The organism is Burkholderia sp. COPS (assembly GCF_019425585.1).
Taxonomy (GTDB): Bacteria; Pseudomonadota; Gammaproteobacteria; order Burkholderiales; family Burkholderiaceae; genus Burkholderia; species Burkholderia cepacia.
In genome coordinates, this window is record NZ_WIXR01000043.1 from 53,136 (window position 1) to 79,777 (window position 26,642).

The following is a 26,642-nucleotide window of genomic DNA, read 5'->3' on the forward strand; positions in this document are numbered from 1 at the left end:
GCCAACTCACGCGGCGCGCGGCGCCGGAAACGCATGCCGGCGAGCACGCCATGCGCCGACCCACGCGGCCGCCAGCAGCGCGACGAGCACCCACGGAATCGCGCCCGCCCCGGTTGCGCCGAGCAGCATCCCGCCCGCGATACCGCCACCCGCGATCGCGAGGTTCCACACCGTCACGAGCATCGATTGCGCGACGTCCGCCGCCTCTCCCGCGGCGTTCGCGGTGGCCGTCTGGAACAGCGTCGGCGCACCGCCGAACGCGAGCCCCCACAGCGCGACGCCCGCATAGACGATCGCCATGCCGGAACCGGCGCCGAGCATCGCCGCCGCGATGGCGAACAACGCGATGCTGGCGAGCGTCAGCCGCCGCTGCGCGGCGCCGATCCACGCGCCCGTCAGCGCGATGCCGACCAGCGACGCGATACCGAACACGAGCAGCACCGCATCGATCTGCGCGCCCATCCGCACGCCCGCGAGAAACGGCGCGACGTACGTATACAGCATGTTGTGCGCCAGCACGTACGCGAACATCACGGTCAGCACCGGCCGCACACCGGGCAGCGTCATCACGCCGAGCACCGGCTCGCGCGCGCCGGCCTGCTGCCCCGGATAATCGGGCAGACGCCAACGGATCCAGCCGATCAGCACGAGCGCCGCGAGCGTGATACCCGTGAACGCGACGCGCCACCCGAGCGCCGCGCCGAGTGCGGTGCCGGCCGGAATGCCGATCGACATCGCGACCGGCGCGCCGAGCATCGCGACCGCGATCGCCCGGCCGCGCAACGGGGCATCGACCATCCGGCTCGCGTAGCCGGCGAGCAGCGCCCACAGCAGCCCGGCCGCCATCCCCGCGACGAAACGCGCGGCGAGCGTCAGCGCGTAGTACGGCGACACGGCCGTCAGCGCATTCGACACGACGAAGCCGGCCAGCGCCGCGAGCAGCAGCGTGCGCCGGCGCATCGCGCGCGTCGCGGCGACGAGCGGAATCGCCGCGACGATCGAGCCGAGCGCATATACGGTCACGAGCTGGCCGATCAGCGCCTCGGGCACGCGCAGGTCGGCGCTCATCAGCGGCAGCAGGCCGGCCGGCAACGCCTCGGTGAGAATCGTGATGAACGCGGCCGTCGCGAGCGCCAGCAGGTTCGCAACCGGCAGGCGCGCACCGGCCTGCACCGGCTGAACGGCGGGCTCGTCATCGATCGTCGTGCAGTCGCTCATGCCGCGCTCCCGGTATCGACGCCGTAGACCGCATCGCGCACCGCGGTCACGATCCGCCCGTCGAGGCCCTCGTACAGCGTGTTGGTCAGCGCGACGGCCGTCAGCCCCGCCGCGCGGTCGACAAACCACGTGTGCCCGTACGCGCCGCCCCCGCGCCAGGTGCCGACCGACTCCGGCGACCGCGCGGCCACCGGATCGCGCAGCACCGAGAACCCGAGCCCGAAGCCGAAACCCGGCGCATCCCGCAGTTCGCGCGCACCCGGCTGGACGCGCGCCATCTCGTCGACCCATGCGGGTTCGAGCCAGCCGTCGCGGCCCGTGCGCAGCGCGTCGAGCAGCGTCACGCAATCGCGCGCGGTGCCGACCATCCCCGCGCCGCCCGACGGCCACGCATCGGCATCGAACACGCGCGCCGGCTCGAAGCGGATGCCGATCGTGCCGTCGAACACCGGCACGAGATCGACGTCCGCCATCCGTCGCGGGGCGCCCGGCGTGCTCACATAAGGCGTCGCGACGCGTGCGGCATCGTGCGCGACGAACGCGGTGTCGGTCATCCCGAGCGGTGTCGTGACGAGCGCGGCGACCGCGTCGGCGAGCGGCCGCCCGTCGACTGCCTCGATCAGCGCGCCGACCACATCCATCGACAGCGAATAGCCCCACGACGTACCTGGCGCAAACTGCAGCGGCACGCTGGCGATGCGCCGCAGGTTCTCGGCGAGCGAGAGACCCGAGCGGTCCATTCCGTCGGACACGCCGGCGCGCGCATACGGGCCGCCGCCGTCCGCTTCGAGGAAACGGTAGCCGAGGCCGGCCGTATGCGACAGCAGATGACGCAACGTGATGACGGCAGGCGTGCCGTCGGTCAACGTCGGGCGGAATCCGGGCAACGAGCGGGCGACCGGTTCGTCGAGCGCGATGCGCCCCGCCGCGACCAGCCGCATCGCGGCGGCCGCCACGACCGGCTTCGTGACCGACGACAGGCGGAACAGCGCATCGTCCCGCATCGGCGTGCCGGCTTCCCGATCGGCGAGGCCGACGGCACGCGCATAACGCAGCTCGCCGTGCTGCGCGACCAGCACGACCGCGCCGACCATGCGCGCGTCGGCAAGCGCGCGATCCAGCGCGTCGTCGAGCCGGTGGCGCAGCGCGGCGTCCGGTTCCACGCGCAAGGCGGTGACAGGCAGGGATGACATGACTTGACCTCTCGACAATGAACGAGCGCTCATCGTAGGGAGCCGACGCAAGAAGAAAAACCGGGGTAGAGTTCCGGACAATCCGGACGCTGGCGTCCGCAATCGGGAACTCGCATGGAAAACCTCGGTGGCTTCGTCGTGTTCGTTCAGGTCGCGGAAACGCGCAGTTTCGTCGCGGCCGGACGTGCGCTCGGGCTATCGGCTTCGGCGATCGGCAAACGCATCGCGCGGCTCGAGGCGCGGCTGAAGGTGCGGCTCTTTCACCGCAGCACGCGCAGCATCACGTTGACCGCCGAAGGCACGCGCTTTCTCGAACGGTGCCGGCGCGTGATCGCCGAGCTCGACGCGGCAGAGCAGGAACTGACGCACAGTGCCGAAGCGCCACGCGGGCGCTTGCGCGTGAGCCTTCCGACGATCGGCACGCTGCTGCTGCCGGTGCTCGCCGATTTCATGGCCGCGTATCCGGAGATCGAGCTCGACATCGATTTCAGCGACCGGCTCGTCGACGTCGTCGACGAAGGGTTCGACGCGGTGCTGCGCACCGGCCAGCCCTCGGATTCCCGGCTGTCGTCGCGGCTGCTCGGCCACTTCCGCCAGCACCTCGTCGCGTCCCCCGGTTATCTCGACCGGCACGGCACGCCGCGCACGCCGGCCGATCTCGCGCAGCACCGCTGCCTGCACTACCGTTTCCCGACCAGCGGCAAGCTCGAGACCTGGCCGCTGCGCGTGCCGCGCGCGGGCATGCCGCCCGAAGTGCCGGTCGCGATGGTCAGCAACAGTGCGGAAGCGCGCCTGTGCTTCGCGCTGCGCGGGCTCGGCATCGCGTGCCTGCCCATCTTCTTCGTGCGCGAGGCGCTCGCGGACGGCACGCTGCGCGCGGTGCTCGACGAACACGTCGCGAGCTGCACGCCGGTCTACGTGCTGTGGCCGTCGGGCCGCCACCCGACGCCGAAGCTGCGTGCGTTCGTCGATTACATGGCCGCGCACCTGCCGCTGTGACCGCAGCCGGCCGTCATGCGGCCTTCGCGTGCACGCTCGGCCGGCGGAACGCCTGGCCGTGTTCGTCGAACAGGTGGCAGTGCTCGGCCTGCGCGTGCACGTGGAGCGCCTCGCCGGTGCGGTACGTGTCGAGCGGCGGAATCCGCGCGATCAGCCCGTCCGGCGCGACGGCCGACTCCGCATACAGGTACGCGGCGTCGCCGAGCGATTCCACGGCCATCGTCCGCACGGCCACGCCGGTGGCCGCCGCTTCGACCTTCAGGTGCTCGGGCCGCACGCCGACCGTCACCGCCGCGCCGCGCTGCAGCCCCGCCGCCTCGACCGCGACGCGCTGCGTCTCGCCGCTGTCGAAGCGCACGAGCACGCCGCCGGCATCGACCGAATCGACGGTGCCCGTCAGGAAGTTCATCTTCGGCGAACCGATGAAGCCCGCGACGAACTGGTTCGCCGGCGCGTGGTAAAGCTCGTTCGGCGTGCCGACCTGCTGCACCGCGCCGCCCGACAGCACGACGATCTTGTCCGCGAGCGTCATCGCCTCGACCTGGTCGTGCGTCACGTAGATCATCGTCGTCTTCAGCTCGTCGTGCAGCCGCGCGAACTCCAGCCGCATCTTCACGCGCAGCGCCGCGTCGAGGTTCGACAGCGGTTCGTCGAACAGGAACACCTTCGGCTTGCGCGTGATCGCGCGGCCGATCGCGACACGCTGCCGCTGGCCGCCCGACAGCTGCTTCGGCTTGCGGTCGAGCAGATGGTCGATGTGCAGGATCTTCGCGGCGTTCTTCACGGCCTGGTCGATCTCGGGCTTCTTCGCGCCCGCGAGCTTCAGGCCGAACGCCATGTTGTCGTACAGCGTCATGTGCGGGTACAGCGCATACGACTGGAACACCATCGCGATGCCGCGCTTCGCGCTCGGCACGTCGTTGACCTTCGCGCCGTCGATCAGCAGGTCGCCGCTCGAGATGTCCTCGAGGCCCGCGATCATCCGCATCAGTGTGGATTTTCCGCAGCCGCTCGGGCCGACGAACACGACGAATTCGCCGTCGGCGATGTCGAGGTTCACGTTGCGCAGCACTTCGGTTTCGTCGTAGCGCTTCGCGATGTTGCGCAGGAGCACGCTTGCCATGATCTGTCTCCGTTCGTTCGTGATGCGAGACGCGCCGCGTCGAACGCGGCGCGCAATCGTTCGTGGTTGCTAGTTCGGCAGCACCGCGCCGGTCGCCTGCCAGCGCGCGACGTAGCCGGGCAGTTCGTGCATGTCGTCGAATACGTGGCGCGCGCCGATCCCGCGCAGCGCGTCGATCTGCGCGGCCGACGCATGCCCGCCGCCGACGAAGCCGAGCACGGTCATGCCGGCCGCGGCGGCCGCGGTGATGCCGGTCGCGCTGTCCTCGACCACGAGGCACTGGGCAGGCACGACGCCGAGCGTACGCGCGGCGGCGAGATACACGTCCGGCGCGGGCTTCGGCCGTGCGACGGCATCCGCGCAGAACAGCCGGTCGCCGAAGAAGCGCGCGAGGCCCGTGCGCGCCAGTGCCGCCTCGACGTACGCGCGGTAGCTGTTGCTCGCGCAGGCCGTCGTCAACTGAATCGCGCCCAGCGCCGCATCGATGCCGTCGACCATCGGCGCGTTGACGGCCGCCGCCTCGACCGCGCGGCGGATCGCGTCGACATCGCCGGCCGACAGCGTGCGCCCGACGGCGTCGCCCGCGCCGGCCAGCACGCGCTCGATGCGCAGCCCGAGCAACGGCATCACGGCGGGCCGCGCATCGACGCCCGGCCAGCGCGCGTCGAGCTCGCGCACGATCACGTCGGCCGCCACGGCCTCGCTGTCGATCAGTACACCGTCGCAATCGCAGATCAGGACGTTCGCGGTCATTTGACGGCTCCGAACGTGAGCCCGCGCACGAGCTGCTTCTGCGACAGCCAGCCGACGATCAGGATCGGCGCGACCGCCAGCAGCGACGCGGCGGACAGCTTCGCCCAGAACAGCCCTTCGGGGCTCGAGTACGACGCGATGAACACGGTGAGCGGCGCGGCGTTCGAGCTCGACAGGTTGATGCTCCAGAACGCTTCGTTCCACGACAGGATCACGAGCAGCAGCGCGGTGGACGCGAGCCCCGGCAGTGCCATCGGCATCAGCAGGTAGACGATCTCCTGCCACGTCGACGCGCCGTCGATGCGCCCGGCTTCGAGGATGTCCTTCGGGATCTCGTTGAAGTACGTGAACGTCATCCACACCGCGATCGGCAGGTTGATCAGCGTGTAGACGATCACGAGGCCCGACACGGTATCGAGCAGCCCCGCGTTTTTCCACAGCAGGTAGATCGGCACGAGCACGCCGACCGACGGCATCATCTTCGTCGACAGCATCCACAACAGCACTTTCTGCGTGCGGTGGTTCGGGAAGAACGCCATCGCGTACGCGGCCGGCACCGCGAACAGCAGCGAGATCACCGTGACGCCGGCCGAGATCAGCACCGAATTCCATGCGAACGAAAAGTAGTTGCTGCGCGCGAATACCTCGCGGAAGCTGTCGAGCGTCGGCATGAAGAACAGCGTCGACGCATACGCCTGCTGCTCGGTCTTGAATGCGGTGATCGCCATCCAGAAGATCGGGAAGAACAGCAGGAGCGCGATCAGCCACGCGAGCGTGCCGGGCAGCGCACGCCGCACGAGGTCGAACACGGCCGGCACGCGCCGGCCTTCGAAGGTCAGGTCGCTCATTTCTCGTACTCCCCCTTCAGGTTGCGCGCGAGCATCCGCACCAGGAAGAACGACACGACGTTCGCGACCACGACGGCGATGATGCCGCCCGCGGACGCGAGGCCGACGTCGAACTGCTGCAGGCCGAGCGCGTAGATCAGGTACGACAGGTTGGTCGTCGCGTCGCCGGGGCCGCCGCCGGTCGTCGTGTAGATCTCCGCGAAGATCGACAGCAGGAAGATCGTCTCCATCATCACGACCACGGCGATCGCGCGCTTCAGGTGCGGCAGCGTGATGTAGAAGAACATCGCGATCGGGCCCGCGCCGTCGATGCGCGCGGCCTCCTTCTGCTCCTGGTCGAGCGACTGGATCGCGGTGAACAGGATCAGGAACGCGAACGGCAGCCACTGCCACGCGACGATGATGATCACCGCGGTGAGCGGGTAATCGGCGAACCAGTCGATCGGCGTCATCCCGAGCGCGCGCATCGCGTTCGCGACGAGCCCGTACACCGGGTGCAGGATCATGTTCTTCCAGATCAGCGCGGACACCGTCGGCATCACGAAGAACGGCGCGATCGCGAACAGGCGCGCGACGCCCTGCCCGTAGAACTTGCGGTCGAACAGCACGGCCATCAGCACGCCGCCGACCACCGTGATCGCGAGCACCGCGCCGATCAGCACGAGCGTGTGCCAGATCGCGGGCAGGAACGACGGATCGGTCGCGAGGAAGCGGTAGTTGTCGAGCCCGGCGAAACCTTTCACGTCCGGGTTCAGCAGGTTGTAGCGCGAGAACGAATACCAGATCGTCATCGCGAGCGGGATCGACATCCACAGCAGCAGCACCGCGACGGAAGGCGAGACGAGCCAGCTCGCGCCGCCGCGCGCGCGGCGCGGCGCGCCGGGCGGCGACGACGCGTCGCCGACCGACGGCGCATGAGCATGGCTCAGGGGAAGACGCAGGTGACGCATGATCGGAGTCCCTCCGGTTGATGCGCGGGCGCGAACGGCGTGCCCGCCTGTCAGCTTCGCCGGCCCGCGCCGTGTGCCACGGCGCACGACACGGGCCGCGCGACGGCTTGCGCGTTACTTCTTGTAGCCGGCCTGCCGCACCGCGCGGTCGGCGGCGGCCTGCCCGGCGGCGAGCGCCTGGTCGACCGACATCTGGCCCGCGACCGCGCCCGCGATCGACTGGCCGACCACCGTGCCGAACGACTGGAATTCAGGAATCCCGACGTACTGCACGCCCGTGTACGGCACCTTCTTCAGCGACGGATCGTTCGGGTCGGCCGTCTCGATCGCCTTCAGCACGAAGTCCGAGAACGGCGCGGCGGCCTTGTACTCGGGGCGCTGATACGTCGACGTGCGCGTGCCCGGCGGCACCGACGCCCAGCCTTCGTCCTTGCCGACCATCTCGATGTACTGCTTCGACGTCGCCCATGCGATGAACTTGCGCGCGGCGTCCTGCTGCTTCGACGTCTTCGGCACCGCCAGCGCCCACGCCCACAGCCAGTGCGAGCCCTTCGGCGTGGCGGCGACCGGCGCGGCCGCGAAGCCGATCCTGTCGGCTACCTGCGACTGCTGCTTGTTGTAGAGCATCCCGGCCGCGACCGTCGCGTCGATCCACATCGCGCACTTGCCCGACGCGGTGAGCGTCAGGTTCTCGTTGAAGCCGTTCGAGCTCGCTCCCGGCGGGCCGTCCTTCTTCAGCAGGTTCACGTAGAACGTGATCGCCTTCTTCCATTCGGGCGACGTCAGCTGCGCATTCCAGTTCTCGTCGAACCAGCGCCCGCCGAACGTGTTCACGACCGTCGACACGTACGCCATGTTCTCGCCCCACCCGGCCTTGCCGCGCAGGCAGATCCCGTAGGTCCCCTTCGCCTTGTCGGTGAGCTTGTCCGCGAACTCGGCGATCTGGTCGTAGGTCGGCTGGTCGGGCATCTTCAGCCCCTTCGCCGCGAACAGGTCCTTGCGGTAGAACGTCATCGAGCTCTCGACGTAGAACGGCAGCGCGTACAGCTGGCCGTTGTACGACAGGCTGTCGCGCGCGGTCTTCACGATGTCGTTCAGGTCGTAGTCGGCGGGCAGGCCCGTGATCGGCGCGAGCCAGCCGCGTTTGCCCCACTGCGGCGTCTCGTAGGTGCCGATCGCCATCACGTCGAACTGGCCGCTGCCGGTCGTGATGTCGGTCGTCGCGCGCTGGCGCAGCACGTTTTCCTCGAGGATCACCCAGTTCAGCTTGATGTCCGGGTTCGCCTTCTCGAACGCCGGCGACAGCTTCTTCAGCTCGATCATGTCGGGATTGTTCAGCGTCGCGATCGTCAGCGTGCCGGCGGACGCGGCGCAGGCCGCCGTCGCGAGCGCGGCTCCGGCGAAGCAGCGTGCGGCGGCGTCGAGCATCTTTCGTTGCATGGCATGTCTCCTGTGTTTGTTAGGGTCTGCGTTTCCTTCGCGGCCCGTCACGCCGGCCGCTGCATTCCGCACGCGCGCGCATAGTGCGCGATCACGTCGCGTATCCGGTGGCGCACCCACGCGCGCGGCTCCTTCGCGAGCCCGCCCGTGCGGCACGCCGCGTAGACATCCGGCAGCCACTGCGCGACGAGCGTCTCCGGCACCGGCTGCCGCGCGAGGTTGTCGAACAGTTGCTCGACCGCGGCCGCGACGGCCGGCTGCAGCCAGTAGTAGCGAATCCGGTCGCTGTAGCTGAACTGGCGCGCGAGCCGCTGCTCGGTTTCGTCGCCGCGGTAGTACGGCGCCCAGTGCTCGGGCTGCGCGCGCATCGCGGCGTCGACCACGTCGCGCAACCGCGAGCGCTGCCCGGCGTCGCCGGTCAGCGCGTCCTCGATGAAGGTCAGCGCGAACAACGCCTCGCGCAGCGCGAACGTCAGTGCGGGGCCGACCTTCAGCACCGCGAAGTGGTCCCGCACGAGCGCGGCGAGGGCGCCCTCGGTCTGGTAATCGGTCGAATGCGCCTCGAACACGAGGCGCGGTGTCTGCAGGATACTCGCGCCGAGTGCCGCCGCCTTCGCGCTGTCGTAGTCGAGCACGTGGCGATCGTCGAAATCGACGCCCGGCTGCGCGACGATCGCGACGACGCGTGCCCACGCGTCGTCGAGCCCGGCCGCCGCAAACGCGGCGCGGTGCGCATCGAGCGTCGCCGCGATGCTGTCGCTGCGCGTGACCGCGATCTGCGCGATCGCCGCATCGCCGTCGTGGCCGTTGTTGCCGCTGACTTCACCACCCGGCGTCGGCACCTCGGTGCCGATCACGTAGACGGGCGCGATGCCGGTGCGCGCCGCCGCGTCTTCCGCCACGCGGCACAGTTCGGCCGCGCGCGCGGCGATCGTGCGATCGTCGAGCCGCACCGGATCGTCCGCGCACGCCATGCTCGCATCGAGATGGATCTTTTCGAAGCCGGCTTCCACATAGGCGGCGACCATCGCGCCCGCCTCGCGCATCGCATCGGCCGCGCGTCGGTGCCGCCACGGGTTCGGCCCAAGATGGTCGCCGCCGAGCACGAGCGCCGACGGCGCCAGCCCGCAACGCCGGGCGATCGCGTCGACGTCGCGGCGGAAATCGGCGGGCGTCATGCCCGTGTAGCCGCCGAGATGGTTCACCTGGTTGCAGGTCGCCTCGATCAGGAGCGGCGAGCCATCCGCGCGCGCCGCTTCGCACGCGGCCTCCAGCACGAGCCGGTGCGCACTGCAGATCGAATAGATGCCGCGCTGCGCGTCGGCGCGGTTCGCATCGAAGATCATCCGCAGCACTGCGTCCGCATGGGCGGTGCGCGGACGTTCGGCGAAGGTCGTCAGGCCGGACATGCGATACCTCGTTCGGTCAGGAAGCGGTCGATCTCGGCCGCGCTGCTGTTGCCTTCCATCGGGCCGCGCCGCGTGACCGCGATCGCGCCGGCCGCGTTCGCGCGGCGCAATGCGGCATCGATCGGCACGCCCGCGACGAAGCTCGCCACGAGCGTGCCGCCGAAGCAGTCGCCGGCGCCGGTCGGATCGATTTCGTCGACCTGAAAGGCCGGTGCTTCGACGCGGTTGGCGCGGTCAAATGCAACGCTGCCGTGCGCGCCGCGTTTCAGCACGACACGCTCGAGCAGCGGATGGGTCGCGAGCAGGCCCGCGATCGCACGCTCGGCCGGCTGCGGCCCGCAGAAGAACGGCAAATCGGCCTCGCTCGGCATGAACAGGTGGCACGCGGCGAGCATCGTCTCGAGCGCCGCGCGCATCGGTCGAAAGCCCAGCATCTCGGGGCGCACGTTCGGATCGAACGACACCTTCGCGCCGGCGCGTGCGGCCTCGATCACGCCGCGCTGCACGGCCGCGATCGCCGATTCGCTCGTCAGCGACGAGCCCATCACGTGGAAATAGCGGCAGCCGTCGAACATCGCGGTATCGACATCGGACGCCTCGACGCACGCGGCCGCACTGGTGGACAGACTGTAGACGAAGCTGCGCGAGCCGTCGTCGCGATACGCGACGAACGCGGTGCCGGTCGGACGCGCGACGCGGCGGATGCGCGCGACGTCGACACCGTCGCGCTCGAGCCGGGCGACGATCGCATCGCCGAACGCATCGCGGCCGACGCAGCCCGCATACGCGACGCGCGCGCCGAGCCGTGCGGCCTGGTCGGCGAAGATCGCCGGTGCGCCGCTCGGGAACGGCCCGGCGAACAGGCCCGGCGAATCGAAACCCTGGCCGCGCTCGGCGGCGACGAATTCGGCCAGCAGTTCGCCGGCGACGACGATCTCTGCCATCAGGCGTGCCCTCCTCGTTCGACGGCGGCCGCGGTGAGCGGCGCGGCCGCCCTGTCGCAGGCCGGCCGGCAGGTGACGCGTGCGAGCGGCGTCAAGTCAGCTCATCCAGTTGCCGCCGTCGACGTTCAGCGTCTGGGCGGTGACGTAATCGGCGTCGGACGACGCGAGGAACAGCGCGGCGCCCGTCAGGTCGCCCGGCACGCCCATGCGGCCGAGCGGCACGGCTTCGCCCACGAGCCGCTTCTTCTCGCCGAGCGGCCGGTTCTCGTAGCGCGCGAACAGCGCATCGACCTGCTCCCACATCGGCGTGTCGACGACGCCGGGCGCGATACCGTTCACGTTGATCCGGTGCGGCGCGAGCGCGAGCGCGGCCGACTGCGTGTAGCTGATCACCGCGGCCTTGGTCGCGCAGTAGTGCGAAACGAGCGCCTCGCCGCGGCGCCCGGCCTGCGACGACATGTTGACGATCTTGCCGCCGCGCCCCTGCTCGACCATCCGCTGCGCGACGGCCTGCATCAGGAAGAACAGCCCTTTCACGTTGACCGCGAACAGCCGGTCGAACACGTCCCACGATTCGTCGAGGATCGGGCGCATGTCGAACAGCGCCGCGTTGTTGAACAGGATGTCGATGCCACCGAAGCGCTCGACCGCCGTGGCGACGATGCGCTCGATGTCGTCGCGGCGCGTGACGTCCGCGGTGACGGCCACCGCGCGGCCGGGATTCGCCTCGATGAGCCGCGCGAGCGAGCCGCTGGCAGGCTTCAGGTCGACGAGTACGCAACGCGCGCCCTCGTCCAGATAGCGTTGCGCGACCGCCTCGCCGATGCCGCTTGCGGCGCCCGTCAGGACCGCAACCTTGTCTTCCAGTCTCACTGGCTGTCTCCGGTTCGTTCTGCTTTACGACGGCCGCGATATGAACTAACGCTCGCCAACCGATCAATTGCTCTGTTGTTGATCGAATGATCGGATACGCGATTCGTGCTGTCAAGGCAACACGACGGCTTTCTATGATGCGCTGCGGCACAACGGCGCACCGCGGCGGCCCGCCACGCTCGCCCGGCAAGGCGCGGCGCGCGCGGTGCGGCGCGGTCGGATCGGCGATGAAGGGGACGGAGCGAGAGCGAAAAGGGGAATTCGCGCTGCACGGCGCGGCGATACGTTATATCATCGCCATACTTTGTTTCACGCCCAGCTTCACGCCATGGCTACCTCATCGTCCATTGACGCCCGGCTGTCCCGGGCCGACGCATTCGCCGCCGAGCACGGGCTCGCGTGGACGCCGCTGCGCCGCCAGGTCTACGAACGCGTGCTGGCCGCGCAGCGCCCGATCGGCGCGTACGACCTGCTCGCCGAGCTCGAGCCGCAGCGCGGCCGCGTGCCGCCCACGACCGTCTACCGCGCGCTGGATTTCCTCGTCGAGCACGGCTTCATCCACCGGATCGAATCGAAGAACGCGTTCTTCGCGTGCTGCGAGATCGGCGTCCCGCACGAAGGCCAGTTCCTGATCTGCGATTCGTGCGGCGACACCGTCGAGATTCCCGGCGGCGACCTCGCGAAGCAGTTGTCCGCGAGCGAGCCCGCGCACGGTTTCGAAGTCCACCATCAGGTCGTAGAGCTGAGCGGCCTGTGCGGACACTGCAAGCGCAAGCCCGCGCAACGCTGACGCGTATCGGGCGGCACACGCGCCGCCCCTTCCAACGAGGAGTTCCATGCCCATTGCCCTGAAGCGCGCGCCGCGGCGCGCCCTGACGCCTGTCCGCTGGCTCGCCGCCGCCGTCTCCACGGCCGCCGCGCTGTCGCTCGCGGCGCCTGCGTTCGCGCAGGCCGCGACCGTCAACGTCGTTGCCGCCGAGAACTTCTACGGCGACGTCGCGTCGCAGATCGGCGGCAGCCATGTCGCGGTGACGAGCATCCTCAGCAATCCCGACCAGGATCCGCACCTGTTCGAAGCGAGCCCGAAGACGGCCCGCGCGCTCCAGCACGCGCAGGTCGTGATCTACAACGGCGCCAACTACGATCCGTGGATGAGCAAGCTGCTCGGCGCGTCGAAGCAGGCGAAGCGCGCGACGATCGTCGTCGCCGACCTGGTCGGCAAGAAGGCCGGCGACAATCCGCACCTGTGGTACGACCCGGCGACGATGCCGGCCGCCGCACGCGCGATCGCGGCCGAACTCGGCCGCGCCGATCCCGCGAACAAGGCCGAATACGATGCGAACCTGCAGAAGTTCGTCGCGTCGCTGAAGCCCGTCGACGACAAGGTCGCCGCGCTGCGCGCGCAGTACAAGGGCGTGCCGGTGACGGCCACCGAGCCGGTGTTCGGCTACCTGTCCGACGCGATCGGCCTCGACATGCGCAACCAGCGCTTCCAGCTCGCGACGATGAACGACACCGAAGCCAGCGCGCAGGACGTCGCCGCGTTCGAGAATGACCTGCGCAAGAAGCAGGTACGCGCGCTGATCTACAACAGCCAGGCCGAAGAACCGATGACCAAGCGCATGCTGAAGATCGCACGCGACGGCGGCGTGCCGACCGTCAGCGTCACCGAGACGCAGCCGGCCGGCAAGACTTTCCAGCAATGGATGGCCGGCCAGCTCGACGCGCTCTCGGCCGCGCTCGCCGCCGGCAAGAAATAAACGACCGTAACGCCATGACCGCCACTCCCCACGCACTCGCCGTCGATCGCGTCACGCTCGAACTGGGCGGACGCACGATCCTGCGCGACGTCAGCTTCGCGATCGAACCCGGCGAATTCGTCGGCGTACTCGGGCCGAACGGCGCGGGCAAGACGACGCTGATGCGCGCGGTGCTCGGCCTCGTGCCCGTGTCGGCCGGCACGCTGTCCGTCGGCGGCGTGCCGGTCGCACGCGGCAACCCGTCGATCGGCTACATGCCGCAGATTCGCAGCGGCCTCGCGAACCGCCGGATGCGCGGCTACGACTTCGTCGCGATGGCCGCCGACGGCCACCGCTGGGGGCTGCCGCACACGAACGCGGCGACGCGCCGCGACGTCGACCGCGTGCTCGATCTCGTCGGCGGCCCGGCGCTTGCCCGCCGGCCGCTGTCGGAACTGTCCGGCGGCGAGCGGCAGCGCCTGCTGCTCGCGCAATGCCTGCTCGGCAGCCCGAAGCTGCTGCTGCTCGACGAGCCGCTGATCAGCCTCGACCCGAACCACCAGCGCGGCGTCGTCGAGCTCGTGCGCAACGTGCAGCGCGAGCTCGGCATCACCGTGCTGTTCTCCGCGCACGAACTGAATCCGTTGCTGAACGCGCTCGACCGTGTGCTGTATCTCGGCAACGGCGTCGCGGCGCTCGGCACCGTCGACGAGGTGATCACGAAGCCTGTACTGTCGCGGCTCTACGGATCGCCGATCGACGTGATGCGCGTGAACGGCAAGATCTTCGTGATGTCGGGCGACGTCGAGATCGAGAAGCACGACCACGAACACGAGGACGACGACGGCCACTCGCACGGCGGTGGCGGCGGCCACGGCCATCACCACCACGGACACGCTCATCCCGGGCACTCGCACGATGTTTGAATACGACTTCATGATCAACGCCTTCGCGGCGTCGGGGATCGTCGCGGTGCTCGCGGGCATCGTCGGCTACTTCCTGGTGCTGCGCGGGCAGACCTTCGCCGGCCATGCGCTGTCGCACGTCGGCTTCACCGGCGCGACGGGTGCGGTGCTGCTCGGCATCTCGCCGATCTGGGGGATGGTCGGTTTCACGCTCGCGGCCGGGATCGGGATGGGCGCGCTCGGCGAAAAGCTCGCGGGCCGCGACGTCGCGATCGGTGTGATCCTGTCAGGCGCGCTGGGTTTCGGCCTGCTGTTCCTGCATTTCTACACGTCGTTCGCGACGCAGGTCACCGCGCTGCTGTTCGGCAACGTGCTCGCGGTGAGCCACGACACGCTCGCGGTGCTCGCCGGCATCGGCGCCGTGAGCCTGCTCGCGCTCGCGCTGATCGCGCGGCCGCTGCTGTTCGCGTCGCTGCAGCCCGAACTGGCCGAAGCCAAGGGCGTGTCGCTGCGCACGGTGTCGATGCTGTTCCTCGCGGTGTGCGCGCTCGCCGTGGCCGCGGCCACGCAGATCGTCGGCGTGCTGCTGGTGTTCACGCTGCTGGTCGGGCCGGCTGCCGCCGCGCAGAACGTGACGACGCGGCTGTCGACCGGCGTGCTGCTCGCCGCGCTGTTTGCGTTGTTCGAGGCGTGGCTCGGCATCGTGCTCGCGTATCACACCGACTGGCCGACGAGTTTCTGGATCACCGCGCTGTCGGCGCTCGTGTACGGCGCAAGCCTGTTGCGGCGCCACTGATCGACGCGAGGCGGGACGACGCCTGGCGGATCGCCGCCTGGCGGATCGCCGCCCGACGGATCGCCGCCCGACGAAAATAAAAAACGCCGGCGTGCCCGAGGGCAACGCCGGCGTTTTTTATGCGCCCGCGATCGCGCGGCGCGCCGTGTGCGTTATGTGCGCCCCTTCCCGCTCATCGCGCGAGCACGCGCGCGTGATGCGCGATGTGATCGGCGATGAACGTCGAGATGAAGTAGTACCCGTGGTCGTAGCCCGGATGGCGGCGCAGCGTCAGCGGCTGGCCGGCCTTCGCGCACGCGGCCTCGAACACGTCGGGGTTGAGCTGGTTCGCGAGGAACTGATCCGCGAGGCCCTGATCGACGAGGATGCCGTCCGCGAACTTCGGCGCATCGGCGCGCGCGACGAGTTCGCTCGCGTCGTGTGCCTTCCAGGCGTCGCGATCGGCGCCGAGGTAGCCCGAGAACGCCTTCTCGCCCCACGGGCAGCGTGTCGGCGCGGCGATCGGCGCGAACGCCGATACCGACCGGTACAGCCCGGGATGACGCAGCGCAAGCGTCAGCGCGCCGTGCCCGCCCATCGAGTGACCGAAGATCCCGAGCCGCGCGCCGTCGATCGGCAGTTCGGCCGTGACGAGTTCGCGCAGCTCGCCCGTCACGTACGACTCCATCCGGTAATGCGCGGACCACGGCGCTTCGGTCGCGTCGACATAGAAGCCCGCGCCGACGCCGAAGTCCCACGCGTCGGTCTCGCCCGGCACGCCCGCGCCGCGCGGGCTCGTGTCCGGCATCACGAGCGCGATGCCGTGCTGCGCCGCGTATTGCTGCGCGCCGGCCTTGATCGCGAACGTCTCGTCGGTGCACGTGAGCCCCGCGAGATAGAACAGCGCCGGCACGCGGCCGTGCGCGGCCTGCGGCGGCAGGTACACCGAGAATTTCATCGGCAGGCCGATGGCCGCCGAATCGTGACGGTAGAAACACTGCTCGCCGCCGTGGCACGCATGCGAGGAAACGAGTTCGAGCATCGCGGTGCGCTCCCGGTCAGTACAGCACGACCGAACGGATCGACTCGCCGGCCTTCATCAGGTCGAAGCCTTCGTTGATCCGCTCGAGCGGCAGCGTATGCGTGATCAGGTCGTCGATGTTGATCTTGCCTTCCATGTACCAGTCGACGATCTTCGGCACGTCGGTGCGGCCGCGCGCGCCGCCGAACGCCGAGCCCTTCCACTCGCGGCCCGTCACCAGCTGGAACGGACGCGTGCTGATTTCCTCGCCCGCCGCGGCCACGCCGATGATGAACGACTGGCCCCAGCCCTTGTGCGTGCACTCGAGCGCCTGGCGCATCAGCTTCACGTTGCCGACGCATTCGAACGAGTAATCCGCGCCGCCGTCGGTCAGCTGCACGATGTGGTCGACCACGTTCTCGACTTCGTTCGGGTTGATGAAGTGCGTCATCCCGAACTTCTTCGCGAGCTCGACGCGCTTCGGGTTGATGTCGACGCCGATGATCTTGTCCGCGCCGACCATCTTCGCGCCCTGGATCACGTTCAGGCCGATCCCGCCGAGCCCGAACACGACGACGTTCGCGCCGGCCTCGACCTTCGCCGAGTACACGACCGCGCCGACGCCCGTCGTCACGCCGCAGCCGATGTAGCAGATCTTGTCGAACGGCGCGTCCTCGCGCACCTTCGCCACGGCGATCTCCGGCACGACGATGTAGTTCGAGAACGTCGACGTGCCCATGTAGTGGAACAGCGGCTTGCCGTCGAGCGAGAAGCGCGACGTCGCGTCCGGCATCAGGCCCTTGCCCTGCGTCGCGCGGATCTTCTGGCACAGGTTGGTCTTGCGCGACAGGCAGAACTTGCACTCGCGGCATTCGGGCGTGTAGAGCGGAATCACGTGGTCGCCCTTGCGCACGGTGCCGACGCCGGGGCCGACGTCGACCACCACGCCCGCGCCTTCATGGCCGAGGATCGCCGGGAAGATCCCTTCCGGATCGGCGCCCGACAGCGTGTAGTAGTCGGTGTGGCAGATGCCCGTCGCCTTCACCTCGATCAGCACTTCGCCTGCGCGCGGCCCTTCGAGATCGACTTCCTCGATCGTCAGCGGTGCGCCCGCCTTCCATGCAATCGCGGCTTTCGTCTTCATCGTGTGACTCCTGTCTGTGTGTGAGGTCGGCCCGGGTTCGCGCGTCGGCGCTCATGTCGACCGGCGTGAGCGCGCCAGCACCGACGCCGGCCCAATGCTTCGCACCGGGTTCCATGCAAAGCTGTCGAAACCGTGCCGCGCGGCGTCGCGCGCGGCACGGCGAAAGAATCTCGTGCTCGCCATGATGGCCGGTTCCGCCGCGCATCGCGTGCGGGAAACGGCCGCCGGCTTGCCACGATGCGTCATCGCTGACGCAAAAGAACAAGTGCCCGATTTTAAGCGCCCGTCGTGAACCATGCATCCGTCCGGGCATACAGGTCGATGAAGCGCGCATGGCGCGCGGCCAGCGAGCGATCGTCACGCGGCTCGGCAACCGGCGACGCGGCCGGCGCCAGCGCGTGCAGCGCGTCTTCCCGCCAGTGCCCGATCGCGACTCCCGCCAGCAGCGCGGCGCCGCGCGTCGCGGCGTTCGGGCAGTCGATCGCGTGAAGCGACGCGCCCAGCGAGTCGGCAAGCAGCTGGCGCCAGCGCGGATCGACCGAGCCGCCGCCCGCGAGACGCAGCGTCGTCACCGGGTCGCCGCGGTCGGTGTCGCGGATCGCATCGAGCCCGGCGCGCAACGCGAACGCGACGCCTTCGAACGCGGCGCGCATCATCGCGCCGCGCGTGTCGCCGAGCCCGAGGCCGAGCCAGCCGCCGCGCGCGTCGGGGTTCATCCACGGCGAACGTTCGCCCGTCAGGTAAGGCAGGAAGCACAGGCGTTCCGACGCAGCCTGCGCGAACGCATCGTCGTACGCATCGGCCCACTGCGCGTAGCCGAGCCAGCCGCGCACGGCTTCGAGCGCGAGCCCGACGTTCTGCATCGCGGCCATCGTGTAATAACCGCCGCCGGCCGCCGCGCGATAGCGATGCAGCCCGCGTCGGGCGGGCGGCAGCGCATCCGCGAGCACGACGATCTGGCCGCCGCTGCCCGTCGTCAGCAGCGCATCACCGGCGGCGGCGAGCCCGCTGCCGAGGGCCGCGCATGCGGTGTCGGCCGCGCCCGTCGCCAGCGGCACGCCGGCGGGCAGCCCGAGTGCCGTCGCCGCCGGTGCGCCGAGCGTGCCGCAGCGCGCGGTCGACGGCTGCACCGATGCGAACCGGTCGGCCGGCAGGCCGAGTGCGTCGATCAATGCGAGATCCCATGCGCCGTCGGGCGTCGCGAGCGCGGTCGCGCACGCGTCGCTCGGATCGGCCGCGACGTCGCCGCCCAGCGCGATGCGCAACCAGTCCTTCGGCTGCACGGCCCAGCGCGCGGCGCGCAGTGCATCGGGTTCGTGAGCGGCCAGCCAGCGCAACAGCGGGCCGGCCATCCCCGGCGCGACGGGGTTCGGGGCGACGGGCACTCCGGCGAGGGGCGATCCCGTGACGGGCCAGCCGGCCTCATCCGCTTCGCGCACCGCCCGCGTGTCGGGCCACAGCAGCGCGGGCCGCACCGGCTGCCCGGCCGCGTCGATCAGCACCACGCCGTGCATCTGCCCCGAGAACCCGATCGCCACCACCTGCGCACGCTCGCCGGCCGGCAACCGCGCGGCCGCGCGCACCAGCGCCTGCCACCACGTGTCGGGGGCGATCTCTGCCCAGCCGGGCTGCGGCGACGACAGCGCATAGGGTTCGCTCGCAACCGCACGCTCGACGCCGTCGGCATCGAGCGTGACGAGTTTGACGGAGCCGGTGCCGAGGTCGATTCCGAGCAGGCGCATGACGTGAGGGCGAATTCGAATGAACGGATGTCGATGATAACGGGATCGCGATGCGCGCCCCGTCTTTTGCCGCCGCCGCGCCGGCCGAAATCGCCATGGCCTGCCGGGTTTCACCCGGCTGCACGTTGGCGGTGAAAGCGTCCGCTCGCGGGTTAACCCGGCACGATTTTCCCCAGGCACTTTTTGCCGCTATGCGTCCTGCCCGATACACACCATAAAGCGGCCGATATTTGACATGGGGGCCAGCGCTATTTTGAAGGGCTATAAAACCGGGAACCCTCACTCCTGCGGCAGTTTCCCGATGATCGACACCCTGTTTCATGCCGAAATGGCATATCGAACCAGCAAAGAGCGGAATAGTACCCAGTGCTCTTGTTGCGTGGATTCATTCCGCATAACTTCGTATCACCCCGAAAACAAGATCATGGAGTGAGACAGATGCAATCGAACACGGTCCATCCGTGCGATGAGGTGCTGCCGACCGGCAAGCTGGTAACGCTTGGCCTGCAACACGTCCTCGTCATGTACGCCGGCGCTGTTGCCGTGCCGCTTATCGTTGGCGCCGCACTCAAGCTGCCGAAAGACCAGATCGCGTTCCTGATCAGCGCCGATCTGTTTTCGTGCGGTATCGCCACGCTGATCCAGACGCTGGGCCTGTGGATCTTCGGGATCCGCCTGCCCGTCATCATGGGCTGCACGTTCGCGGCAGTCGGCCCGATGATCGCGATCGGCACGAACCCCGGCCTCGGCATTCTCGACATCTTCGGCTCGACGATCGCGGCCGGCATCATCGGCATCGTGCTCGCGCCGATGATCGGCAAGCTGTTGCGGTTCTTCCCGCCCGTGGTGGTCGGCACCGTGATCGCGGTGATCGGGCTGTCGCTGATGGAAGTCGGCATCAACTGGGCGGCCGGCGGCGTCGGCAACCCCGAGTACGGCAGCCCCGTCTATCTCGGCCTGTCGCTGCTCGTGCTGACGCTGATCCTGCTGATCAACAAGTTCGGCCGCGGCTTCATCGCGAACATCTCGGTGCTGCTCGGCATCGTCGCCGGCTTCGCGATCGCGTTCGCGATCGGCCGCGTGAATACCGACGGCGTCGCGCACGCACCGTGGGTCGGCATCGTGATGCCGTTCCACTTCGGCATGCCGCACTTCGACCCGCTGTCGATCGTGACGATGGTCACGGTGATGTTCGTCACGTTCATCGAATCGACCGGCATGTTCCTCGCGGTCGGCGACATGGTCGATCGCCCGGTCAACCAGGAGCGCCTCGTGCGCGGCCTGCGCGTCGACGGCCTCGGCACGCTGATCGGCGGCATCTTCAACTCGTTTCCGCATACGTCGTTCTCGCAGAACGTCGGCCTGATCGGCGTGACGGGCGTGAAAAGCCGGTTCGTGTGTGCGACGGGCGGCGTGATTCTCGTGCTGCTCGGCCTGTTCCCGAAGATGGCGCAGGTGGTCGCATCGGTGCCGCCGTTCGTGCTCGGCGGTGCGGGCATCGTGATGTTCGGGATGGTGGCCGCGAACGGCATCAAGGTGCTGTCGAAGGTCGACTTCGTGAACAACTCGCACAACCTGTTCATCGTCGCCGTGAGCGTCGGCATGGGTCTCGTGCCGGTCGTGTCGCCGCACTTCTTCTCGAAGCTGCCGCCCGCGCTCGCCCCGATCCTGCACAGCGGCATCCTGCTGGCGTCGGCATCGGCCGTGATCCTGAACATCGTGTTCAACGGCGTGAAAGGCGAGAAGGATGCGCGCTGCGAGATCCGCCGCGCCGGACACGACTTCGACGGCCGCCCGGCCGACGTGCATCACTGATCACGACGCGCCGGACGACGGCGCGAAGCGGTAACGGAAAACGCCACGGCATGCCGTGGCGTTTTTGCTTGGCGGGGCCGGGCTACGCGGGGTGCCTCGCGCGCTCGGGGGGCCGCCTGCGATGCGATGCGATGCGATGCGGTGCGGTGCGGTGCGGTGCGGTACAGGCTGCCTGGTTGATCGGTTGATCGCGCCTGGATGCGTATCTGCCGTGATCGGCATCAGCGGCATCCGATGCAGTCATCGTCACGCCGACCGTCGTGGTCTCGCACGATTCGGCCGCACAAAAGAAAACGCCACGGATTTTCATCCGTGGCGTTTTCGCTTTTGCATCTCGCCGGTTCGGCAGGCAGAAGCGGTTGCCCGCTCCTGCCCCGCCTTTCACTTACCCGTTCGTCGCCGCTGCCGACGCGGGCGCCGGAGCAGCCGCCTTGTCGTAGTCGACCGGCGCATCCGGCGCGCGCGGCGTCTCGCCGGCCCGCTGGATCCATCCGCCGCCCAATGCACGGTACAGCGTGACCAGGTTCGTCCAGCGCGCCAGTCGTGCGTTGATCAACGTCTGCTGTGCCGAGTACAGGTCCGTCTGCGCGGTCAGCACCGACAGGTAGCTGTCGACACCGTTCTTGTAACGCAGGTCCGACAGGTCGAAACGTCGCTGCTGCGCGTGCTCGTTGCGCTCGAGCGCCGCGATCTGCTGGTCGTACGTGCCGCGTGCGGCAAGACCATCCGCCACTTCGCGGAATGCCGACTGGATCGCCTTCTCGTAGTTCGCGATCTCGATGCGTTTCTGCACGTTCGCGAGGTTCAGGTTCGCGATGTTCTGCCCGCCTTCGAAGATCGGCATCGTGATCTGCGGCGCGAACGACCACGCCGCCGTGCCGGCCTTGAACAGGCCGCCCAGCGTCGGGCTGCCGGTGCCGAACGCGCCCGTCAGCGAGATGCGCGGGAAGAACGCCGCGCGTGCCGCACCGATGTTCGCGTTCGCGGCCAGCAGCGTCTGCTCGGCCTGCATCACGTCCGGACGACGCGTCAGCAGATCCGACGGCAACCCGGCCGGCACGTCCGTCAGCAGGTTCTGCGCGTCGAGCGGCATGCCCGCCGGCAGATCGTCCGGCAGCGGCTCGCCGATCAGTTGCACCAGCATGTTCAGTGCCTGAGCGCGTGCACGCGCCTGCTGCTGCTGGCTCGACAGCGCCTGCTCGACCACCGTCTGCGCCTGACGCAGCTCGAGCTCGGAGCCCGTGCCGTTGTCGAACCGCAGCTTGGTCAGGTCGTACTGCGCCTGAGCGGACTTCAGCGTGTCCTCCGTGACCTTCAGCAGGTCGTCGGTCGACAGCAGCGTCAGGTACTGGTCAGCCACCGAAGACACAAGCGAGATTTCCTGCGCCTGCCGTGCATACGACGTCGACAGGTACTGCGCGAGCGCCTGGTCCTTCAGGCTCTGCACGCGGCCGAACAGGTCGAGCTCCCACGACGCGGACAAACCGACGTTGTAGGCACGCGAGATATACGGCGCGCCCGTCTGCGACAGACCTTGCGGCACGCGCTGGACACTGCCCGTGCCCGTGCCGTCGAGCGTCGGGAACAGGCCCGCGCGCGTGATCTGGTACTGCGCACGCGCCGCCTCGATGTTCAGCACCGACACGCGCAGGTCGCGGTTGTTCTTCAGCGCGATCTCGATCAGCCGCTGCAGGCGCGGATCGACGAAGAACTCGCGCCAGCCGATGGCGGTCGCTGCCTGGCCGTTCGCGCTGCGCGCGCCGGCCGCACCCGGCTGCGTCGCATAGACGCCGCCGGCCGGGTACGCCTGTGCGACGGGCGCGTCGGGCCGCTTGTAATGCGGCGCCATCGTGCAGCCCGTGGCAAAGAGCGCGACCGCGATTGCAGTCAAAGCGTGTTTTTGCATCATCACTGTCCCTTGTTGCCTTCGTCGCCGTTGCCCGGCTTCTCTTCGTGGTGCGAGTGCTCCTGAGCCAGGCGCAGCGCCTCGTCGACGTCTTCCTTCTCGCCGCTGAAGATCGCGCGGATCTTCACGAAGAACATCGGGATCATGAAGATCGCGAGGAACGTCGCCGTGATCATCCCGCCGATCACGCCCGTACCGATTGCGTGCTGGCTCGCCGAACCCGCGCCGTTGCTGATCGCGAGCGGCATCACGCCGAGAATGAACGCGAGCGACGTCATCAGGATCGGACGCAGCCGCAGGCGCGCCGCTTCCAGCGCGGCCTCGATCGGCCCCATCTTCTCCGTCTGCTGCAGTTCGCGCGCGAACTCCACGATCAGGATCGCGTTCTTCGCGGACAAGCCCACGGTCGTCAGCAGGCCGACCTGGAAGAACACGTCGTTTTCCAGACCGCGCATCGTCGCCGCAAGCAGTGCGCCGATCACGCCGAGCGGCACCACCATGATCACCGAGAACGGGATCGACCAGCTTTCATACAGTGCCGCGAGACACAGGAACACGACGAGGATCGAGATCGCATACAGGATCGGCGCCTGCGAGCCGGACTGGATTTCCTGGAACGACAGGCCGGTCCACGAATAGCCGATACCGACCGGCAGCTTCTTAGCGAGCCCTTCCATCGCGGCCATCGCCTGACCGGTCGACTTGCCCGGTGCGGCCTGACCCTGGATTTCCATCGCCGACACGCCGTTGTAGCGCTCGAGCTTCGGCGAACCGTACGTCCAGTGACCGGTCGCGAACGAGCTGAACGGCACCATCCCGCCCGATCCGTTGCGCACGTACCAGATATTCAGGTCTTCCGGCGTCATCCGGAACGGTGCATCCGCCTGCACGTACACCTTCTTGATCCGGCCGTCGGTATCCAGGAAGTTGTTCACGTACTTCGATGCCCATGCGATCGAGAACGTCTGGTCGATCGCATCCGCCGTCACGCCGAGCGCATTCGCCTTCTCGCGGTCGATGTCGACCTTGTACTGCGGCGTATCGTTCAGGCCGTTCGGGCGCACGCCCTGCAGCGTCGGATCCTTCGAGGCCATCCCGAGCAGCTGGTTACGCGCGGCCATCAGCGCATCGTGGCCGAGACCCGCGTTGTCGGTCAGTTCGAAGTCGAAGCCGGCAGCCGTACCGAGTTCAGGAATCGACGGCGGGTTGAACGGGATCACCACGGCGTCCTTGTAACCCGAGTAGCGCCCGAACATCCGGCCGATCAGCGCCTGCACCTTCTGGTTCGCATGCTGACGCTGCGAGTAGTCCTTCAGGCGAACGAACACGAGACCGGAGTTCTGGCCACGGCCCGCGAAGCTGAAGCCGTTGACCGTGAACGCCGATTCGACGATTTCCTTCTCGTCCTTCAGCAGGTAGTCGGAAATGTTCGCGAGCGTCTTCGCGGTCGTTTCCTGCGTCGAACCCGACGGCGTCTGCACGATCACGAACATCAGGCCCTGGTCTTCATCGGGCAGGAACGACTTCGGCAGGCGCACGAACAGCAGGCCAACCGCGACGATCACGACCAGATAGATGATGAGCCAGCGGCCCGAGCGCTTGATCACGTGGTGCACGCCGACGTGGTACTTGTCGCGGCTGTTGTTGAACGTGCGGTTGAACCAGCCGAAGAAGCCCTTCTTCTCTTCGTGATGCCCTTGCGGGATCGGCTTGAGGATCGTCGCGCACAGTGCCGGCGTCAGAATCAGGGCGACGAGCACCGACAGCACCATCGCCGACACGATCGTCAGCGAGAACTGGCGATAGATTGCACCGACCGAACCGCCCGAGAACGCCACCGGCACGAACACCGCCGACAGCACCAGCGCCACGCCGACGAGTGCGCCGGTGATCTGGCCCATCGCCTTGCGGGTCGCCTCCTTCGGTGACAGGCCCTCTTCGGCCATCACGCGCTCGACGTTCTCCACCACCACGATCGCATCGTCGACCAGCAGGCCGATCGCGAGCACGAGGCCGAACATCGACAGCGTGTTGATCGAGAAGCCCACCATCGACATGATCGCGAACGTGCCGAGCAGCACGACCGGCACCGCGATCGTCGGGATGATCGTCGCCCGCAGGTTCTGCAGGAACAGATACATCACGAGGAACACGAGCACGATACCTTCGAGCAGCGTCTTGACCACTTCCTCGATCGACAGCTTCACGAACGGCGTCGTGTCGTACGGGTACTTCACGACGAGGCCGTGCGGGAAGAACGGTGCCAGTTCGTCGATCTTCGCGCGCACGGCCTTCGCGGTTGCGAGCGCGTTCGCGTTGGTCGCGAGCTGGATACCGAGTGCCGCGGTCGGCTGACCGTTGTACTTCGTGTCGAAGTTGTAGTTTTCGCCGCCGAGGCCGATCTGCGCGACGTCCTTCAGGCGAACCTGCGAGCCGTCCTGGTTGACCTTCAGCAGGATGTTGCCGAACTGCTCGGGCGTCTGCAGCAGCGTCGATTCGGTGATCGTCGCCTGCAGCATCGTGCCCGGCTTCGCCGGCGTGCCGCCGATCTGGCCGCCCGCGATCTGCACGTTCTGCGCGGTGATCGCGGAGCTGACGTCGACCGGCGTGAGGCCGTAGTTCGTCAGGCGGTTCGGGTCGAGCCAGATCCGCATCGCGTACTGCGAGCCGAACAGCGTGACGGTGCCGACGCCGTTCAACCGGCTGATCGGATCCTTCACGTGCGACGCCACGAAGTTCGCGAGGTCGTACTTGTTCATGCTGCCGTCTTCGGAGTTGAAGGCGAGCACCAGCAGGAAGCTGCTGCTCGACTTCGTCACCGAGAGGCCGAGCTGCTGCACGACCTGCGGCAGGATCGGCGTCGCGAGCGACAGCTTGTTCTGCACCTGGACCTGCGCGATGTCGGCGTTGGTACCCGGCGCGAAGGTCAGCGTGATCGTCGCGTTGCCCGAGTCGTCACTGGTCGACGACATGTACAGGAAGTTGTCGAGGCCGCTCATCTGCTGCTCGATCACCTGCGTTACCGTGTCTTCCACCGTCTTCGCGGAAGCGCCCGGGTAGTTCGCGGTGATCTGGATCGATGGCGGTGCGATCGTCGGATACTGCGAGATCGGCAGCGTGAAGATCGCCGCAACCCCGGCCAGCATCAGGATGATGGCGATCACCCACGCGAAGATCGGGCGATCGATAAAAAACTTTGCCATGAAACAGGCTCCCTGTTATTGCGCGCTCGAAGCAGCGGCAGCACTCGCCGGCGCAGCGCCCGATGCGGCAGCACCGGAAGCGGCAGCGGCGCCGGAACCGGCGGCAGCCGGCGCGGCGGACGCGGCAGCCGCACCCGACGCGGCATCGGCCGCCGGTGCGAGCTGCGCGGGAACCGTCTTCACGGTCGCACCCGGGCGCACCTTGTCGACGCCCTGCACGATCACGTGATCACCCGCTTGCAGACCGCCTTCGACCACCCAGTTCGGGCCCTGCATGCCCGTCGTCTTCAGCGGACGCGGCTCGACCTTGTTGCTGGCGTTCACCACCATCGCGATCGCCTGCCCCTTCTGGTCGTGCGTGACGCCGATCTGCGGCACCAGGAACGCGTTCTCGTTCACGCCCTCCTCGATCCGTGCACGCACGAACATGCCCGGCAGCAGCACCTTGCCCGGGTTCGGGAAGACCGCGCGGATCGTCACCGAGCCGGTGGTCTGGTCGACCGTCACGTCCGAGAACTGCAGCTTGCCCGGCTCCGAATAGGTCTTGCCGTCTTCCAGGATCAGCGACACCTTCGCCGCGCCCGGGCCGCTCGTCTTCAGGCGCCCCCCCTCCCCGCCCTGGCCCCCCTTCACCCCCTCGAC

Annotated in this window: 22 protein-coding genes; 6 read left to right on the top strand and 16 right to left on the bottom strand. The window is 68.5% G+C overall.

The annotated features are described in order from the left end of the window. Nucleotides 1-6 precede the first annotated feature (6 nt). The gene (locus FOZ70_RS29850; RefSeq protein WP_060127142.1) at nucleotides 7-1,218 is read right to left on the bottom strand and encodes an MFS transporter; all 1,212 of its coding nucleotides are present in this window, start codon (nucleotides 1,216-1,218) and stop codon (nucleotides 7-9) included. Continuing rightward, the gene (locus tag FOZ70_RS29855; protein ID WP_060127139.1) at nucleotides 1,215-2,411 is read right to left on the bottom strand and encodes a serine hydrolase domain-containing protein; all 1,197 of its coding nucleotides are present in this window, start codon (nucleotides 2,409-2,411) and stop codon (nucleotides 1,215-1,217) included. Before FOZ70_RS29855 ends, FOZ70_RS29850 begins: the two co-directional genes overlap by 4 nt. 114 nt (nucleotides 2,412-2,525) lie before the next feature. Here FOZ70_RS29855 and FOZ70_RS29860 point away from each other — a divergent pair, with 114 nt between their 5' ends. Then, the gene (locus FOZ70_RS29860) at nucleotides 2,526-3,410 is read left to right on the top strand and encodes a LysR family transcriptional regulator (RefSeq protein WP_059648873.1); all 885 of its coding nucleotides are present in this window, start codon (nucleotides 2,526-2,528) and stop codon (nucleotides 3,408-3,410) included. Nucleotides 3,411-3,423: 13 nt separating this feature from the next. Here FOZ70_RS29860 and ugpC read toward each other — a convergent pair whose 3' ends face one another. From ugpC to FOZ70_RS29900, 8 genes are all read right to left on the bottom strand, one after another. Next, a complete protein-coding gene (gene ugpC / locus FOZ70_RS29865) occupies nucleotides 3,424-4,533 on the bottom strand; it encodes a sn-glycerol-3-phosphate ABC transporter ATP-binding protein UgpC (protein WP_060127137.1) in 1,110 nt (369 codons plus the stop codon). A gap of 69 nt (nucleotides 4,534-4,602) precedes the next feature. Further along, a complete protein-coding gene (locus FOZ70_RS29870) occupies nucleotides 4,603-5,286 on the bottom strand; it encodes an HAD family phosphatase (protein WP_060127134.1) in 684 nt (227 codons plus the stop codon). Continuing rightward, complete coding sequence (locus FOZ70_RS29875; protein ID WP_027789251.1) at nucleotides 5,283-6,134, bottom strand: carbohydrate ABC transporter permease; 852 nt, start codon at nucleotides 6,132-6,134, stop codon at nucleotides 5,283-5,285. Before FOZ70_RS29875 ends, FOZ70_RS29870 begins: the two co-directional genes overlap by 4 nt. Further along, the gene (locus tag FOZ70_RS29880; RefSeq protein WP_021159530.1) at nucleotides 6,131-7,084 is read right to left on the bottom strand and encodes a sugar ABC transporter permease; all 954 of its coding nucleotides are present in this window, start codon (nucleotides 7,082-7,084) and stop codon (nucleotides 6,131-6,133) included. The genes FOZ70_RS29875 and FOZ70_RS29880 overlap by 4 nt, the downstream gene beginning before the upstream one ends. Before the next feature lie 114 nt (nucleotides 7,085-7,198). After that, nucleotides 7,199-8,524, bottom strand: coding sequence for a sugar ABC transporter substrate-binding protein (locus FOZ70_RS29885; RefSeq protein ID WP_059676432.1), 1,326 nt, complete (start codon nucleotides 8,522-8,524; stop codon nucleotides 7,199-7,201). 47 nt (nucleotides 8,525-8,571) lie between these two features. Further along, a complete protein-coding gene (locus FOZ70_RS29890) occupies nucleotides 8,572-9,933 on the bottom strand; it encodes a D-tagatose-bisphosphate aldolase, class II, non-catalytic subunit (RefSeq protein WP_219707421.1) in 1,362 nt (453 codons plus the stop codon). Continuing rightward, on the bottom strand, nucleotides 9,921-10,877 hold the full coding sequence (locus tag FOZ70_RS29895; protein ID WP_219707422.1) for a sugar kinase: 957 nt from the start codon (nucleotides 10,875-10,877) through the stop codon (nucleotides 9,921-9,923). Before FOZ70_RS29895 ends, FOZ70_RS29890 begins: the two co-directional genes overlap by 13 nt. A 96-nt stretch (nucleotides 10,878-10,973) precedes the next feature. Beyond that, on the bottom strand, nucleotides 10,974-11,750 hold the full coding sequence (locus tag FOZ70_RS29900) for an L-iditol 2-dehydrogenase (protein ID WP_060059143.1): 777 nt from the start codon (nucleotides 11,748-11,750) through the stop codon (nucleotides 10,974-10,976). 328 nt (nucleotides 11,751-12,078) lie between these two features. Between FOZ70_RS29900 and FOZ70_RS29905 the strand changes: the two genes are divergently transcribed. From FOZ70_RS29905 to FOZ70_RS29920, 4 genes are read left to right on the top strand one after another with little or no spacing between them, the layout of a single operon-like run. Beyond that, a complete protein-coding gene (locus tag FOZ70_RS29905) occupies nucleotides 12,079-12,540 on the top strand; it encodes a Fur family transcriptional regulator (protein ID WP_011546084.1) in 462 nt (153 codons plus the stop codon). Nucleotides 12,541-12,586: 46 nt separating this feature from the next. Next, nucleotides 12,587-13,510: a zinc ABC transporter substrate-binding protein gene (locus FOZ70_RS29910; protein WP_059590590.1), complete on the top strand. Its 924-nt coding sequence runs from the start codon at nucleotides 12,587-12,589 to the stop codon at nucleotides 13,508-13,510. Nucleotides 13,511-13,524: 14 nt separating this feature from the next. Continuing rightward, nucleotides 13,525-14,415 (top strand): ABC transporter ATP-binding protein, encoded by an 891-nt coding sequence (locus FOZ70_RS29915; RefSeq protein ID WP_059484372.1) that lies wholly within the window; start codon nucleotides 13,525-13,527, stop codon nucleotides 14,413-14,415. After that, nucleotides 14,408-15,190 carry a metal ABC transporter permease gene (locus FOZ70_RS29920; RefSeq protein WP_027789245.1) on the top strand — a complete coding sequence of 261 codons (783 nt, stop codon included), beginning with the start codon at nucleotides 14,408-14,410 and terminating at the stop codon, nucleotides 15,188-15,190. Before FOZ70_RS29915 ends, FOZ70_RS29920 begins: the two co-directional genes overlap by 8 nt. Nucleotides 15,191-15,362: 172 nt before the next feature. Here FOZ70_RS29920 and fghA read toward each other — a convergent pair whose 3' ends face one another. From fghA to FOZ70_RS29935, 3 genes are all read right to left on the bottom strand, one after another. Further along, nucleotides 15,363-16,211, bottom strand: a complete 849-nt coding sequence (fghA, locus tag FOZ70_RS29925; protein ID WP_059484373.1) for an S-formylglutathione hydrolase — start codon at nucleotides 16,209-16,211, stop codon at nucleotides 15,363-15,365. Nucleotides 16,212-16,227: 16 nt separating this feature from the next. Beyond that, nucleotides 16,228-17,334, bottom strand: a complete 1,107-nt coding sequence (locus FOZ70_RS29930; RefSeq protein WP_006483756.1) for an S-(hydroxymethyl)glutathione dehydrogenase/class III alcohol dehydrogenase — start codon at nucleotides 17,332-17,334, stop codon at nucleotides 16,228-16,230. A 275-nt stretch (nucleotides 17,335-17,609) separates the two neighbouring features. Beyond that, a complete protein-coding gene (locus FOZ70_RS29935) occupies nucleotides 17,610-19,076 on the bottom strand; it encodes an FGGY family carbohydrate kinase (protein ID WP_219707423.1) in 1,467 nt (488 codons plus the stop codon). 438 nt (nucleotides 19,077-19,514) lie between these two features. Between FOZ70_RS29935 and FOZ70_RS29940 the strand changes: the two genes are divergently transcribed. Next, on the top strand, nucleotides 19,515-20,891 hold the full coding sequence (locus tag FOZ70_RS29940) for a nucleobase:cation symporter-2 family protein (RefSeq protein WP_021159518.1): 1,377 nt from the start codon (nucleotides 19,515-19,517) through the stop codon (nucleotides 20,889-20,891). 385 nt (nucleotides 20,892-21,276) lie between these two features. Here the strand turns inward: FOZ70_RS29940 and FOZ70_RS29945 are convergent, their stop codons facing one another. The 3 genes from FOZ70_RS29945 to FOZ70_RS29955 form a co-directional block, all read right to left on the bottom strand. Further along, nucleotides 21,277-22,800 carry an efflux transporter outer membrane subunit gene (locus FOZ70_RS29945; protein WP_219707424.1) on the bottom strand — a complete coding sequence of 508 codons (1,524 nt, stop codon included), beginning with the start codon at nucleotides 22,798-22,800 and terminating at the stop codon, nucleotides 21,277-21,279. Next, nucleotides 22,800-26,000: an efflux RND transporter permease BpeB gene (gene bpeB, locus FOZ70_RS29950; protein WP_059490398.1), complete on the bottom strand. Its 3,201-nt coding sequence runs from the start codon at nucleotides 25,998-26,000 to the stop codon at nucleotides 22,800-22,802. The genes FOZ70_RS29945 and bpeB overlap by 1 nt, the downstream gene beginning before the upstream one ends. A gap of 15 nt (nucleotides 26,001-26,015) precedes the next feature. Beyond that, nucleotides 26,016-26,642 (bottom strand): efflux RND transporter periplasmic adaptor subunit (locus FOZ70_RS29955; protein WP_219707425.1); only part of this gene is annotated, 627 nt, incomplete at its 5' end.